Consider the following 14,180-nt stretch of genomic DNA (forward strand, 5'->3'; position numbering starts at 1 on the left):
TTGCACGCTATGCAGGGCGGGGTGGAAGGGAAATGGGTTGCACAGGAGTATTTGTGCGAACCGTGAAGATCGATTTTGTGTAAATTGCGGAAACGCTCCCTGTTACGTTTTTCGCATGCAGAAGCTGTATGCGGGCGCCAAGTTGCGGCGGCTACGCGAAGAGCGAGGTTTGACCCAGACTGCCCTCGCTCGGTTGCTGCAGTTGTCCACCAGCTATGTGAACCAACTGGAGAACGACCAACGCCCGCTCACTGTGCCGGTCCTGTTGCGTTTGAACTCGACGTTCGACCTGGACATGGGATTTTTCGCGGTCGACAGCGACGCCCGGTTGATCGCGGACCTGCAGGATGTGTTCGCCGACCACGCGACCACCGTCGACAGCACGGCAGCGGAGGTCGATGATCTGGTCACCCGCCATCCCGCCGCGGCGCAGATGCTGGTCACCATGCACCGGCGCCTGAGGGGAGTCACGGAACAGGTGGAGCGCCTGTCGCCGACGGGCGACGGTTCCGCCCTGGACCATCGCGTGGCGATGCCCTACGAGGACGTACGGGACTTCTTCTACGACCGTCGTAACCACATCGCCGAGCTCGACGATGCCGCCGAGCAGATGTTCATATCCCGCGGGTTGTCACTGGGCGGCCTCGATCTTCAGCTCGCGCGCCTGCTACGGGACGAGCACTCCGTCACAGTCAGGATCCGTACCGACCCGCCCGGCGAACCCGGACCCAAACGCAGCTACGACCCGTCGACGAGAGTTCTCCTTCTCGCACGCCGCCTCACACATGGGCAGCGCGCGTTCCAGTTGGCCACCCAACTTGCGTTCCTCACCCAGAACAGCACCCTCGACGCCCTCGTCGCAACGGCGCCCGAGCTACCGACCGAGTCTCAGGCACTCACGCGTATCGGCCTGGCCAACTATTTCGCCGGTGCCCTCATCCTGCCCTACACCCAGTTCCTACGCAGTGCCGAGGACTTGCATTACGACATCGACCTGCTCGGAAACGCATTCGAGGTCGGGTTCGAAACCGTCTGCCATCGCCTCTCCACCCTCCAACGCCCCGGACAACGCGGAGTGCCGTTCTTCTTCGTCCGCACCGACAAGGCCGGAAACATTTCGAAACGGCAGTCGGCCACGGCATTTCACTTCTCGCGGGTCGGGGGAAGCTGCCCACTGTGGATCGTCCACGATACCTTCGCCACCCCTGGCCGCATCCACACCCAGGTTGCCCAGATGCCCGACGGCCGGAAATATCTGTGGATCGCACGGACCACCGACGAACACTCTGCCGGCGGCTTCCTTACCCAGCCCCGCAGCTTCGCCATCGGGCTCGGCTGCGACCTCGCCCACGCCCACAGGCTCGTCTACGCCCGAGGATTGAACCTCGGCGACCCTGCAACTACCGTCCCGATCGGCCCGGGCTGCAAGGTCTGCGACCGTACCGACTGCGCCCAGCGAGCGTTTCCGCAAGTGGGCCGCTCCCTGGACACAGACGAGAACCTCGCTGCCCCTGTTCCCTACACACCCGAACGTTTCCAGGGATGAACCGAACGGCGGGCATGTCCCTGCGTCGTCAGCACGACGACATCGCACACTCGGAGGATCGAGTGACGGAACACTGGTGGGACAACGCTGCATGCCGCTTTTTCGGCCCGGCCCCGTTTTTCGCTCCGGACGACGAGACCCCGGCCCAACGCGCAGGACGAGAGCGTACCGCCAAACTCATCTGCAGTCCTTGTCCCGTGCGGTGGAACTGCCTACAGCAGGCCCTGTCCACCGGCGAGCGTCATGGTGTGTGGGGTGGGACAACCGAGCACGAACGCACACGGCTAGGGCATGTTTCAAAAGTGATCTTGAACCACGTTTCCGCCAGAAGGAGTGTCGCAGCCGTTGAATGAGTGAGGCCTCCGATATCTGGGTTTAGCGACCAAGCAAAACCCGATATCCCGGAGACCTCGTGCCCAGCGTAGCGGTACCGGGGCGAGCGGACCTCACCGACGCGCAGTGGGCGCGTCTGGCTCCGCTGCTGCCCGGCGTCAAGAAGACCGGCCGCCCACCGAAGTGGCCGAAACGCCAGCTCATCGACGGAATCCGCTGGCGCATCCGCGTCGGCGCCCCGTGGCGCGACGTCCCGTACCGCTACGGACCCTGGCAAACCGTCTACGGGTTGTTCCGCCGCTGGCAACGCGACGGCACCTGGGCACACGTGCTGACCCGGTTGCAGACCATCGCCGACGCCGCCGGTGGGATTGCCTGGGACGTCAGCGTCGACTCGACGATCATGCGGGCGCATCAGCACGCCGCCGGCGCCCGCCACCACGGGCACGAGCAGGTCGAACCGCCCGGTGGTGTCGCGACCGAGCCGGCCGACCATGCTCTCGGTCGCTCGCGGGGTGGGTGGACGACGAAGCTGCATTTGGCCTGCGAGCAGCATCGACGTCCGTTGGCGTTGGTACTCACTGCCGGTCAGCACGGGGACAGTCCGCAGTTCACCGCCGTGTTGGAGGCGATCCGGGTGCCCCGGTTCGGTGCCGGGCGGGCGCGGACGAGGCCGGATCGGGTGCTGGCGGACAAGGCCTACAGCTCCCGAGCGAACCGGTCCTACCTGCGCCAACGTGGTATCAGGGCGACCACTGCGATCCCGTCCGATCAGCTCGCCCACCGCCGCAACCGCGGCTCCGAGGGTGGGCGACCACCGGCCTTCGACCGCATCGTCTACCGGCAGCGGCATGCCGTCGAATGCGGCATCAACCAACTCAAGCAGTTCCGGGCGGTGGCCACCCGCTACGACAAACTCGCAGTGCGGTATCTGGCCACCGTCCAGATCGCAACGATCAACCAATGGCTATGAGACAGCGACCTTTTGAAACACGCCCTAGCACGCCCGGCCGCTGAAGGAATGCGGATCTCTCGCTGACAGGTCGGGGGACCTCTACGACCGGCCCAGCCGACGGGCACGATCCGACAGGCGCGCGAGTCGAACATCGGGATGTTGACGAGGACAGGTCGAGCACTTGATGCCGTGCGGACCGTTGTACAGCAGGCAACACGACACTCTGTGCACAAACGTCTGTGGTTCCCATCCGCATTCGGTCACCACCTCTTGAAATCGAGGAGAGGGGAGCCTTGGCCCACCGAGTTGTTCCGAGATTTCCCGTACCGTCGCGCGGGCAGCCTCCAACGCCTCGTCTACGCGTCCGGTCGCGGTGCCGACCCACAGGTAACGGGTCGCTATGGAATCGACGGCCACAGCCCACAGTCGCCGCTCCCCCTTGCCACAGAGCGAGGCCAGGTACTCGATTCCCGACCCCAATGCATCGACGAGCGCAGACTCGGCCGATGTTGCCAGCACCGCGGTCGACCGTGCTCCGACCAACCGGCCGTACATCTTCCGGTTGGGTGAGAACGTGCCGTCCAGGGTCGAGGTCGTCCCGGATGCAACAAAGTCGACGTCCCGCCCGGTCAACGCGCGACGGTGCAGGATCACGTCCTGAAGGCGTGGACTCAGAGCTGTTCCCGTGACGAACAGGCTTGCCACAGTGGGCAGGACCAGTGAACTGCTGATCGCGCGCCACAGGACCGTCCCCAGAATCAACGGATCGTCGACCTGCCACCGCTCGGCACGCAAGTGCATCTCGTGCTCGATCCATTCGGGGTCGAGTATCGCGGAGGCCGGAACCTCCTGGGAACCGCCATCGAGGAGCAGTGGGGCGTGCTCACTCACCGGTAGCGTGTTCAGCAGTCGGGTGAGCACATCCTCCGGTGTCACGTGCGGAACAACCATCGTCACCATCGCCCTTTCGTCGGGTTACTCGAGTTCGCTCAGGTCCATCCGCGGCTCGATCCCGCTCTGCGGCAGCAGTTGTTCCTTCTCCAAAGCCTTTCGCATGTGCTCTGCCGTATCCATCATCAAGGCGCCACTGCGTCCCATGTCGGTCGGGAGATTGAGAACGCGGCCCTGTGTGATGGCGTCCAATGAGCGGGTTGCAGGATTCTCGGTGAGAAGAGCCAGCTTCGCATCGAATGCACCGGCTCCGTCTCCGGTGTCGGTGAGAACGATGAAGTCCGGGTTCGCGGCGGTCACCGACTCCCAGGACATCTTCGGGCTCTTCTCGTCCACGCCGTCGAGCGCGTTGCGGGCACCCGTCACCTCGATGATGGAGGTGAAGAGGTGGGGCTTTCCGGCACTCGAGACTCCTTCGTTCGATACCGCGGTGATGTACATGACGGTCGGGGCCTCTTCTCCTCGCGGAGCAGATTCCATCTCCTCGCGGCGCTGCCGCAGCTCCTCGATCTTCGCCGCGGCGATATCGTCGTGGCCGACGATGCTGCCGATGTTCGACAGATCGGTATACGCCTCGTCCCACGGTGACATGGTGTCGACCGAGCCGGGAAGGCACGTCGGGGTGACGATGTAGGCGGGGATACCGAAGTCGTCGTTCAGGCGTTCGGGAGTGATGTGCTTCTCCACGCTGAATCCCCAGCCGTGGCCGGCCATCACCACGTCGGGCCTCTGGGCTTGAATACTTTCGAGGTTGAACGATTCCTCGGACTTGAACGGCAACTCGTCGATTCTCTCGGTGCCGTACATACCGCGAAGCTGGTGGACTCGGGAATCGCGAATGCCGCTGATGGCAGTGATGTGGTCGTCGGCGTCGAGCGCCAGCAGGTTCAGAAGGATCTGGCTGTCGTTGGCGTAGATCGCCGTCGCGGGGGACGGGAAAGTGATTTCCGTTCCGCAGTTCTCGACGGTGACTTCACCGTCGAGTGCGGCATCGACGCTCTCATCGGAGCTGCCGCAGCCGGTGAGCGCCACGACGGCCGCGACAAGCCCGGCAGCCAACGGGGACTGGGTCTTCAGGCGGGACATGATGTTCGAATCGGAATGTAGACGGTCAGACATGGTTCTCCGTGTGTGGTCGGATCCCTGCGGAGTCGGAACCGAGCACCAGGTGCTGTCGTCCGGTCGTGGGGTCTGTGAGCTGGGTTGCAGGAACTGAAAAAACATGTGCAACCGTTGCCGGCGACAGAGCGTCGGACGCATCGGCGTAGGTCGCAAGAGTGCCGTTGTGCAGGACGGCCACCCGGTCGAAATACGATGCAGCAAGGGTGAGGTCGTGCATTGCCGCGACTACTGTGCGCCCGAGTCCTCGCAGCGTTTCCAGAAGGTGGATCTGGTGGCGGATATCGAGATGGTTCGTGGGTTCGTCCAGTATCAGCAAGGTCGACTCCTGAGCGAGTCCGCGGGCGAGCATCGCCCGGCGGCGCTCACCACCCGAAAGCTGGTCACACCTCCGGTCGACTGCATGTGCCAATTCGACGGTGGACAACGCGCGCAGAGTTACCTCCCGGTCCGAACCCTCACCCATCGACCAGGGTGGACGGTGGGGAATCCGGCCCATGGCGACCATTTCGCCGAGCAACAGGTCCTGAGGGGGCGTTTCTTCCTGCCCTACATAGGCGATCGCCCGGGCCCGTGCGCGCGGCGGCAGAGAATAAAGATCCCGACCGTCGAGGGTTACGGTTCCCTCGGCCGGCGCGCGTAGACCCGCGAGAGTACGGAGCAACGTCGACTTCCCGCTTCCGTTGACTCCCACCAGCGCAACCATGGAACCGTACGCGAAATCGAGGTCGATGCCGGACAGAACGTCCGAACCCGCGACCGTGCAACGAACGTTGCGCACCTGCATGTGCATCAATCACCGTCCGAGAAGCTGTAGTGGCGCCGTCCGAGCAGGAACAGGAAGACAGGCGCCCCGACCAGGCCCGTCATCACACCGAGGGGAAGTTCCTCCGGGCTGAGCAGAACGCGGGCAGCGATATCGATCCACAACAGGAACAGGGCTCCACCGAGTGCAGCGACCGGCAGGACGATGCGGTGGCGTGCCCCCACCATGATCCGGGCCAGATGCGGCATGATCAGGCCGACGAAGCCGATCCCGCCGGACACCGAGACCAGCACACCGACCAGAATCGACGACAGGGCGAACAGCCCGAACCGAAGCCCCCGGACAGGAACACCGAGAGCTCGGGCAACGTCCGGCCCGCTGGCAAGTGCGTCGAGCCACGAATGAATCGCGAACAAGATGGCAGCAGACAGCAGCACGACGACCAGCGCCGGAAGAATCTGCTCCCACATCGAGCCCGCGACGCTTCCGAGCGTCCAGTGCAGGACCGAGCGAACGGCGTCGCGGTCGTCGCTGAGGAACACCAGAAAACTCGAAATCGACGAGAAGGCCGACGCCATGACGACACCGGTGAGAATCAACCGAAGAGGTGTCAGCCCTCCTTGAGCCATGGAAACACCGAAGACCGCGGCTCCGGCAGCCATCGCACCGAGCAGAGCTCCCAGCGACAGCGCCCAGATGCCGAGGGTGGTCAGCACTCCGAACATGATGACCAGGGTGGCTCCGACACCGGCTCCTGCCGAAATTCCCAGAAGGTACGGGTCGGCCAGGGGGTTTTTCACGAGTGTTTGCATTGCGGCACCGGCCATGGCCAGGCCGGCGCCGACGATCAGCGCCATCAGGATGCGAGGCGCCCGGAGTTCCCAGATGATCGTGTCGTAGACGGGGTCTGGACCGGTCCCGCCGGCGAAGCGGGCCCGCACCACATCCCATGTAGCCGACAAGGGAACGGGTTCCGATCCGAGAGTCAAGGAAACGAATCCACTCGCAACAACCGCGACAGCAAGCGTGATCAGCAGCGGTATCGCCGGAATCCGAGTGCTCCTAGGAGGATTTGCAACCTCGAGCAATCGACTCACCTACACGTGTGGTGCAGTGCCCCGCGGTACGGGCGGTCTCTCACTTCGGGGGACGTGAATGCACGAACGGGTATAGCGGGGCCGCCGGCGTAGGCGCGCATTGATCGTTCCTTCTCATCTGGGGCCCAATCGCGAGGCCCGCGTTGTGATTCGGCGAGCCAGCAGGTATTCGGACTCAGGATCGTCCCCACGGGGCGCCTTCCCAGACCGTTTCCGGTCCAGTGGCACGTGCCCTGTCGGTACCCTTTACCGCTGCGCGACAGTTCCGGTTTCTCACCGGATTCCCTGGCAGTTTCGATACGTGTTGCGCATCGGAACTACGTCTGACTCGGGGAGAACTTTACACAAAGGATGCAATAGGTGGGTATCGGACCCGATGGCCGGGACTCCACGAACAGGAAGGTAAACTCGCCGCCTCCGAATTCTTTTCGGTCCAGTGCATCTCGCCGGGTCTCCGCCGGGCGTCACCCCTCCTGTGGTGGCATCACAGACGGTCACCGCAGCCGACGTTTACTGCCTGCGGCACAGACTTGCTCATCGACGAAGCCGGGTACGTGATACCGGCCATGAAGAAAGAACTCCGACCTATGACTGATCTACACACGATTCTGGACACGATCGATAGCCTCGGCCCTCCTTTTCGCGTCGGTACCGAAGCGAGGACGGATACCGCAGGCGACGTCGAGGTCGACTGGTTCACAGCCGCGCAGCTCTGCGATCCGGCGTCCGGGGAAGCACGAAGAATGATCGAACTGCACGCGCGGTATCGACAGATGCCTGTCGCGCGGCACGTCGGTTCCCTGGTCTTCCAACGCTACTGTCATCGTGTCTGCGCCGTCGCGGCAGCAGCGTGGGTACTGCACGGCGTCGCGCTGGATCTGCGTGCCCCGAACGTCCGCGTGCGCTTCGTTGCCGGCACACCGGATCTGGTGGTGCTGGGCACACCGAGTGCATTGGCCGATGCCACTCCCGAAGATCTTCTCGAGGCGACTGTCGACGGTCACCTGGCACCTCTCGCGCAGAGTGTGCGCGCCGAGACAGGCCCCGGGATGGGCAACCTCATGGGCAATATCGCGGCGGGATTCGCCGGTGCCTTCCGGACACTTGCGCGACGACCCGACCCGAATCCGAGCATGCAGGAAATCAGCGTTCTCGCGGAAAGTTTGCTCTCGGCCCGGCCCGAACTGCAGCGTTGCGGTGACCTACGGATTCTCACCGGCCCTGCCGGTCCTCGTCTCCAGTACGACCGCAGAACCTGTTGCCATTGGTATGCCGCCCCCGACGGCCGTTACTGCTCCTGGTGCTCTCGGCTCTCCTACGACGAACGGACCCGACGTTTCCAGGAGGCCATGGCGCAGGAATGAGCGGGGCGACGGGACCGGCCGGGGTCGTAGCGCGGATCTACTGCATCCGGGACGGCACCGGTGCGCGCAATCGGTGATAGCGGATTACGGGTGCGCCCCCATCGTCGTCCACCGTGGCACGCACGCCGTACACCTGCTCGATCATGTCGGTGGTCAGCGCCTCAGCCGGGGTTCCGCACGCGACGACCCGCCCCTTCTCGAGCACGATCACTCGATCACAGAACATGGCGGCGAGGTTGAGATCGTGCAGGGCAACATAACTCGTCACCGGTAGCGCTACGACCCGTTCGAGGATGTCGAGTTGGTGCGCGATGTCGAGGTGGTTGGTGGGCTCGTCGAGCAGTAGCTCCTCGGGTTCCTGTGCCAGCGCCCGCGCGATCTGCGCGCGCTGACGTTCGCCACCCGACATCGATCGCCACAGGCGATCGGCGTGCTGCGTCATACCGGTCGCTTCGAGTGCGTTCGCGATGGCGAGGTCTCCCCCGTCGTCGCGTCCGAAAGTATCTGCATGAGGAATTCGTCCGAGACGCACCACGTCTCGCACTCGGATGTCGACCTCGGTGTGTGCATGCTGTCCGACCATAGCGACGCGACGGGCAAGTGTCCGGCGGCCGAGGTTGCGCAGATCGGTGCCGTCGAGCGTCACCACACCCGAGTCCGGCCGATCGACGCCGGCCAGCAGACGGAGCAACGACGATTTTCCCGAGCCGTTCGGTCCGAGCAGTCCGATCGTTTCCCCGGGCACGGGATCGATCGTCACGTCGTCGACGACGAGGTTTCCGCCGCGGCTCCACCGCAGCGACTTCGCGGACAGTGTCACGGTGTGCTCCTCGTACGGAAGAGAATCAGAGCGAAAGCGGGCACTCCGATCAGGGCCGTCACCACGCCGACGGGGACCTCTTGCGGTGCAAACACGGTGCGGGCGACCGCGTCGACCCACACCATGAAGACCGCGCCGACGACGGCAGTGACGGGAACCAGGCGGCTGTGGCGGGGGCCGACCAGGAAGCGGGCCGCGTGCGGAAGCACCAGTCCCACGAACCCGATCGCGCCGGCCGCACTGACCAGGACAGCGGTGATCAGGGCCGTCACCATCAGGAACAGCAGCCGGGTGCGCCCGACCGAGATCCCGAGGGTCGCCGCGGTCGACGAACCGAAGGTGAAGGCGTCCAGTGACGATGCTTTCACCAGGCACACCGCGATCCCGGCGGCGCAGACCGATCCACAGAGGGCCACATCTGTCCAGGTGGCACCGGACAACGAACCGAGCAGCCAGAACAACACTCCCCGAGTGCGTTCCGCGTCGGCGGACGAGATGACGATGAACGATGTCAGCGCCGAGAACAGTTGTGTCCCTGCAACTCCGGCCAGAACGACGCGGGAGGTTCCGCCCCCTGCACCGGTAGCCAACAGCAACACGAGAGCGAACGAGGCGAGAGCACCGAGAAAGGCTCCACTCGACAGCGACACAGCGCCACCACCGATGCCGAGTACGGCGATCATCACGGCTCCGGTCGACGCACCCGACGAGATGCCGAGAACGAACGGATCGGCAAGCGGATTGCGCAGCAGCGACTGCATGATCGCCCCGCACACCGCGAGTCCGGCGCCGCACACGGCGGCGAGCAGCGTGCGGGGCAAACGCAGTTCCCACACGATCCCTTCCCGAATCGCACTGACCGAGCTGTCACCCAGTCCCAAGCGTTCGAAGATCACCGCGTAGACGTCGACGACGGACAGCTCGGCCGGGCCGATCGTGACGGTCACCGCGATCGACAGTGCGAGAACGATCAGTCCCGCGACCACCACGACACCGGCCACCGGAACCCGGCGACCCTCCGCGGGTCGCCGGGCAGTGGACGTCACCATCAGTTGTCGAGATTCCACTCGCGCAGGGCGTCGGCGACCTTCTCGATTCCGTCGATCGTGCGGATCGACGGATTCATGTCGGCGCCGTTGACCACGATGTACCGCTTGTTCTGCACCGCACTCAGGCGCTGGGCGACCGGATTCGATTCCAGGAATTCGATCTTGCTGTCCAGAGCGTCGCCGGTGATGCTGCGGCGGCTCAGGTCGGCCAGAACGAGCGCGGTCGGGTCACGATCGAGGATCGACTCCCAGCTCACCTGGGGCCACTCGTTCGTGGTGTCGTCGAAGACGTTCTTCGCTCCGACGGAATCGGTGATGATGCCCGACGATCCGCAGCAACCCGCCACATACGGGGTCTCGATATCGGCGAACCAGTACGCGAGCGACACCCCGTTCGCGTTCACCTGTCCCGACGCGTCCTCGTACCGCTGCTCGAGTTCGGCGACGAACTGTTCACCGCGCTCACGCACGTCGAAGATCGCGGCGAGCTCGCGGATCTCCTTGTACACCGCGTCCATGGTCAGCGGTTCGGTGCGGTTGCCGTCGGCGTTGACGCTGTTGTCGTCCTTGCCGTCGCAATCGGTGGGCGACAGGTAGGCGGGCACCCCGAGTTGCTCGAACTGTGCAGGCTCGGCAACTCCGCCGGGGCCGAGCGTTCCGCCGAAGGACGCCGAGACGAAATCCGGTTCGGTGTCGAGCACGACCTCGAAGGACGGGTTGTTGTCGGCCAGACGCGGCACCGTTTCGTTGTCGGCGGCGAGGTTCTCCCGAACGGGATCGGTCCAGGTCGCGGTGCCGACCATGCGGTCGGCGAGACCGAGCGACAGCAGGATCTCGGTGGATCCCTGATTCAGGGACACCGCCCGCTGTGGTGGCGCGTCGACGGTGAGCGTCCTGCCGCAGTTCTCGATGGTGAGCGGGTACGCCGACGCGGCTGTGTCCGGCTCGGGCGGAGTCGATTGTTCGTCGTTCGACGAGCATCCCGACACGGTCAGCGCCGCCGCCATCAATGCGACGCCGACGCGCACCACCGAATACCGCCTCGTACGGGCGGTGAATATCGAATTGTTCATGTCCATCCTCGTGGGTCCTGCTTCGGCGACGCAGGTGTCCTGGCTCCCGGATCGACGCTCGCCCCCGGCCTTCCAACCCGTATGGGCCGTGACCATGCTGTTGGGGGATCACTCCTCGGTGACAGTTGCGGGACAGCCACGGATTCGCACCGTTGTTCCCTACGTCGCTACGAACAGTACAAGACCCGGCGTCGGTCCCGGAACCGCGCAACCGGGCGTCCGCCACCCATCGACACCGGATGAGGCACCATGTCCGAATGGCATCCGGCCGAAGAACCCTCGTCGTCGCATGCGCGCCGAGGGCTACCGTTTCGTGACGGTGTCGGAGCTGCTCGACATGCAGTCCTCGTGAACTCCGGAGCGCGAAATGGTCATCGGTACGCGTTGTTACGCGCTCCGATGACCATTTCGCGCTCTGATCCTCAGGTGAACGGGACCCCGCCGGTGACGGCGATGGTCTCCCCGGTGATGTAGCTCGACTCCTGGGAGGCGAGGAAGACGTAGGCCGGGGCGAGTTCGGCGGGCTGGCCGGGGCGACCGAGCGGGGTGTCCTTGCCGAACTGCTCGTACGCGTCCTTCGGCATGGTCGCGGGAATGAGCGGTGTCCAGATCGGTCCGGGTGCAACCGCATTGACACGGATGCCCTTGCCTGCGACGTCGGAGGCGAGGCCCTTGGTGAAGTCGACGATGCCGGCCTTCGTGGTCGCGTAGTCGAGCAGACCCGGCGACGGGCTCACCGCCTGGATCGAGGTGGTGTTGACGATCGTCGAACCCGGCCCCATCGCAGCGACGGCGAACTTCGACAACCAGAACAGGGCGTAGAGGTTCGTCTTCATCACGCGGTCGAACTGTTCGGTGGAGATGTCGCCGATGCCGCCGGGTTCGAGGTGCTGATAGGCGGCGTTGTTGACGAGGATGTCGATGCCGCCGAGTTCGGACACCGTCGTGTCGATCAATCGCCGGCAGAACTCCTCCTCCCGGATGTCGCCGGGCATGCGCACCGCGCGGCGTCCCGCCTGTTCGACGAGTTCGGCGGTCCGCTTTCCGTCCTCGTCCTCCTCGTCGAGATAGGCCAGGACGACGTCGGCGCCCTCCCGCGCGAAGGCGACCGCGACCGCCCGTCCGATACCGGAATCACCGCCGGTGATCAGGGAGCGACGCCCTTCGAGCCGTCCGCTCCCCCGGTATGTCGTCTCACCGTGGTCCGGGGCGAAGAGCAGATCGGAGGTCGCGCCTGGGTAGGCGATCTCCGGTTGCTCCTCGAGCGGTGGAACCGGGTGCTGTTCACCGGGGTGCTGCATGCGGTACTGGTCCTGGTCCGGCATTCTCGCCCTCCCTCGATCGGGTTCGTATGGGGCGATACCCGGTGCACCGCGGCGCCACACCGGCACCGGTCCCGACGGGTGTGTCGGAGCATCATTGCAGGTGGGCGACATGAGCGAGGTCACATCGGCGCACGGCGCATAATGGCCACCCATGTGTCGGAACGGAGAGGTCGAGGCATGAGCGCGGACGGTACGAGCGCGGACCTGTCGGCCTATCGGAACGACTTCGCCCGGATCGAGAAGAAGGTCGCCGGGGAGTTCGACGCCGGTCGCCGCGGACGGGTCCTGGCGATCTGCGTCGTCGTCCTGACGGTGTGCATGTTGCTTCCGCAGACGTCGTCGGCGTGGTCGTGGACGGTCTTCGGCAGTTGGTTCGGCGATACCGCGCCCGTGGCGGTGCCGCTGCGGATCTTCGCGGTCCTGGCCCTGGTGTTCGGGGTGGTGATCTCGACGCTGGCGTTGTGGCTGCGACGGTGGAAGCTGGCATCGCTCGCGATGCTCGGTTCGGGGCTGTCGTCGTTCTTCGGGCTGTTGGCGTACTGGTCGCAGGCGGGGATGATCACGAACGCACCGCATCACCCGACCGTGGCATTGATCGCCGAATGGCTGGTGATGATCGTGATGACGTCGCAGTGGTTGCCGATCGTGCTGAGCCGGTCGCCCACGGACGTCCCGCCCCGGCCGCTTCCGCTGCGGACCGGTCGACGGTAGGTCAGCGCTCGACGAGCGAGCCCATCTTCTTCGCCAGGAACTCGATGCTGCGACGCGGCATGAGCCGGGCGAGCAGGTCGAGCATCGTCGCGTCCTTGCCGATGCACACCCGGAAGGTGCCCTTCTCGATCGCGTCGGCGATCCTGCGTGCGGCCTCGGCGGACGAGGTGATCCTGACGGAGGCGTCGGTGTTGCGTCCCGGGATGGCGGCACCGGAGTTCTCGGCGATGCCGGTGCGGACGGCGCCGGGGAACACCAGCGTCACCGCGACCTTCGTCGTGCGCAGTTCGGCGTACAGGCCCTCGGTGAGCAGCTTGACCGCCGCCTTGCTCGCGCCGTAGACCGACTGGCCCGGCACCGGCACGAAGGCACCCATGCTCGACACGTTGAGCAAACTCGCCTCTGGACGGCTCAGCAGCTCGGGCAGGAACGCCTTGCACATGTGCACGACGCCCCAGTAGTTGACGTCGAGGACCTTGTTCATCTCGTCGTACGGCAGGTCCGCGAAGGGGACGAACTTCTGGATGATGCCCGCGACGTTGGCGACCCCGTCGACCTGCCCGTGAGCTGCGGTCACCTCGCCCACCAGGGCTTCGACGGCGGCGCTATCGGAGACGTCGACCGTGTGGGTGGTGAGACGGTCGTCGTACGCGACCGCCAGGGCACGGGTGCCGTCGAGAGCCTCGGCTCGGAGATCGACCGCCGCGACCCGTGCCCCACGCACGAGGAGTTCGAGGACGACATCGCGTCCGATCCCGTTGCCGCCACCGGTGACGACGAAAACTCTGTCACGGATCTGCATGCTGCCTCCTCGTGTCGTTGGTTCCAGTCAATCCGGTCCTGCGACTCGACGCCACCCGAAGTGTGCGTGTGCACGTCTGCGGGTATCCGCCCGGACACGAGTCGGCCCAGCGTACGGAGGTAGAAGTGACGACGTCGAAGAAGAAGGACGAGGTGCGCAAGGACCCGCCGGGACCGGTCGATCACGGTCGCAACGGCGGAATGGCAACCCGGGAGAACGCCCCCGAGGTGGTCGAGCGCTCGGACGACGACGAGAAGTGACCCCGATCC

General features: G+C 65.1%; 15 protein-coding genes and 2 riboswitches. Of the genes, 6 read left to right on the top strand and 9 right to left on the bottom strand.

The window, feature by feature from the left end:
• Positions 1 to 115 precede the first annotated feature (115 nt).
• Genes LPH33_RS19670 through LPH33_RS19680 form a run of 3 tightly spaced genes read left to right on the top strand, consistent with a single transcriptional unit; the run spans position 116 to position 2,852 of the window.
• Complete coding sequence (locus LPH33_RS19670; RefSeq protein WP_229568407.1) at positions 116 to 1,546, top strand: short-chain fatty acyl-CoA regulator family protein; 1,431 nt, start codon at positions 116 to 118, stop codon at positions 1,544 to 1,546.
• A 14-nt stretch (positions 1,547 to 1,560) separates the two neighbouring features.
• Positions 1,561 to 1,899 carry a WhiB family transcriptional regulator gene (locus tag LPH33_RS19675; RefSeq protein ID WP_229568409.1) on the top strand — a complete coding sequence of 113 codons (339 nt, stop codon included), beginning with the start codon at positions 1,561 to 1,563 and terminating at the stop codon, positions 1,897 to 1,899.
• 59 nt (positions 1,900 to 1,958) lie between these two features.
• Positions 1,959 to 2,852, top strand: coding sequence for an IS5 family transposase (locus LPH33_RS19680; RefSeq protein ID WP_229565562.1), 894 nt, complete (start codon positions 1,959 to 1,961; stop codon positions 2,850 to 2,852).
• 81 nt (positions 2,853 to 2,933) lie between these two features.
• Here LPH33_RS19680 and LPH33_RS19685 read toward each other — a convergent pair whose 3' ends face one another.
• Genes LPH33_RS19685 through LPH33_RS19700 form a run of 4 tightly spaced genes read right to left on the bottom strand, consistent with a single transcriptional unit; the run spans position 2,934 to position 6,758 of the window.
• Positions 2,934 to 3,770 (bottom strand): (2Fe-2S)-binding protein, encoded by an 837-nt coding sequence (locus LPH33_RS19685; protein WP_229565563.1) that lies wholly within the window; start codon positions 3,768 to 3,770, stop codon positions 2,934 to 2,936.
• A 39-nt stretch (positions 3,771 to 3,809) separates the two neighbouring features.
• On the bottom strand, positions 3,810 to 5,009 hold the full coding sequence (locus LPH33_RS19690) for an ABC transporter substrate-binding protein (protein WP_324256241.1): 1,200 nt from the start codon (positions 5,007 to 5,009) through the stop codon (positions 3,810 to 3,812).
• Entirely contained in the window at positions 4,897 to 5,691 is a 795-nt protein-coding gene (locus LPH33_RS19695) for an ABC transporter ATP-binding protein (protein ID WP_229565565.1), read from the bottom strand. Before LPH33_RS19695 ends, LPH33_RS19690 begins: the two co-directional genes overlap by 113 nt.
• Before the next feature lie 5 nt (positions 5,692 to 5,696).
• A complete protein-coding gene (locus LPH33_RS19700) occupies positions 5,697 to 6,758 on the bottom strand; it encodes a FecCD family ABC transporter permease (protein ID WP_420714453.1) in 1,062 nt (353 codons plus the stop codon).
• A gap of 151 nt (positions 6,759 to 6,909) precedes the next feature.
• Positions 6,910 to 7,110: riboswitch (cobalamin riboswitch) on the bottom strand.
• Positions 7,111 to 7,510: 400 nt separating this feature from the next.
• Here LPH33_RS19700 and LPH33_RS19705 point away from each other — a divergent pair.
• Positions 7,511 to 8,131, top strand: coding sequence for an IucA/IucC family C-terminal-domain containing protein (locus LPH33_RS19705; protein ID WP_229565568.1), 621 nt, complete (start codon positions 7,511 to 7,513; stop codon positions 8,129 to 8,131).
• 37 nt (positions 8,132 to 8,168) lie between these two features.
• Here the strand turns inward: LPH33_RS19705 and LPH33_RS19710 are convergent, their stop codons facing one another.
• The 4 genes from LPH33_RS19710 to LPH33_RS19725 all read right to left on the bottom strand — a co-directional run bounded on the left by LPH33_RS19710 (position 8,169) and on the right by LPH33_RS19725 (position 12,398).
• Positions 8,169 to 8,951, bottom strand: a complete 783-nt coding sequence (locus LPH33_RS19710; protein ID WP_229565569.1) for an ABC transporter ATP-binding protein — start codon at positions 8,949 to 8,951, stop codon at positions 8,169 to 8,171.
• Positions 8,948 to 10,000 (bottom strand): FecCD family ABC transporter permease, encoded by a 1,053-nt coding sequence (locus LPH33_RS19715; protein WP_229565571.1) that lies wholly within the window; start codon positions 9,998 to 10,000, stop codon positions 8,948 to 8,950. The genes LPH33_RS19710 and LPH33_RS19715 overlap by 4 nt, the downstream gene beginning before the upstream one ends.
• Complete coding sequence (locus LPH33_RS19720) at positions 10,000 to 11,007, bottom strand: ABC transporter substrate-binding protein (RefSeq protein WP_229568412.1); 1,008 nt, start codon at positions 11,005 to 11,007, stop codon at positions 10,000 to 10,002. Before LPH33_RS19720 ends, LPH33_RS19715 begins: the two co-directional genes overlap by 1 nt.
• 77 nt (positions 11,008 to 11,084) lie before the next feature.
• A riboswitch (cobalamin riboswitch) is annotated at positions 11,085 to 11,282 on the bottom strand.
• Positions 11,283 to 11,495: 213 nt separating this feature from the next.
• Complete coding sequence (locus LPH33_RS19725) at positions 11,496 to 12,398, bottom strand: SDR family oxidoreductase (RefSeq protein ID WP_229565573.1); 903 nt, start codon at positions 12,396 to 12,398, stop codon at positions 11,496 to 11,498.
• 177 nt (positions 12,399 to 12,575) lie between these two features.
• On the opposite strand from LPH33_RS19725, the gene LPH33_RS19730 reads away from it, so the two are divergent.
• Positions 12,576 to 13,109 (top strand): hypothetical protein, encoded by a 534-nt coding sequence (locus tag LPH33_RS19730; protein ID WP_229565574.1) that lies wholly within the window; start codon positions 12,576 to 12,578, stop codon positions 13,107 to 13,109.
• Between the two features lies 1 nt (position 13,110).
• Here LPH33_RS19730 and LPH33_RS19735 read toward each other — a convergent pair whose 3' ends face one another.
• A complete protein-coding gene (locus LPH33_RS19735; RefSeq protein WP_229565576.1) occupies positions 13,111 to 13,911 on the bottom strand; it encodes an SDR family NAD(P)-dependent oxidoreductase in 801 nt (266 codons plus the stop codon).
• Between the two features lie 125 nt (positions 13,912 to 14,036).
• Between LPH33_RS19735 and LPH33_RS26840 the strand changes: the two genes are divergently transcribed.
• A complete protein-coding gene (locus LPH33_RS26840; protein ID WP_267499172.1) occupies positions 14,037 to 14,171 on the top strand; it encodes a hypothetical protein in 135 nt (44 codons plus the stop codon).
• Positions 14,172 to 14,180 lie beyond the last annotated feature (9 nt).

The sequence above is a fragment of the Rhodococcus sp. RDE2 genome (genome assembly GCF_020885655.1).
Classification (GTDB): domain Bacteria; phylum Actinomycetota; class Actinomycetes; order Mycobacteriales; family Mycobacteriaceae; genus Rhodococcus; species Rhodococcus pyridinivorans.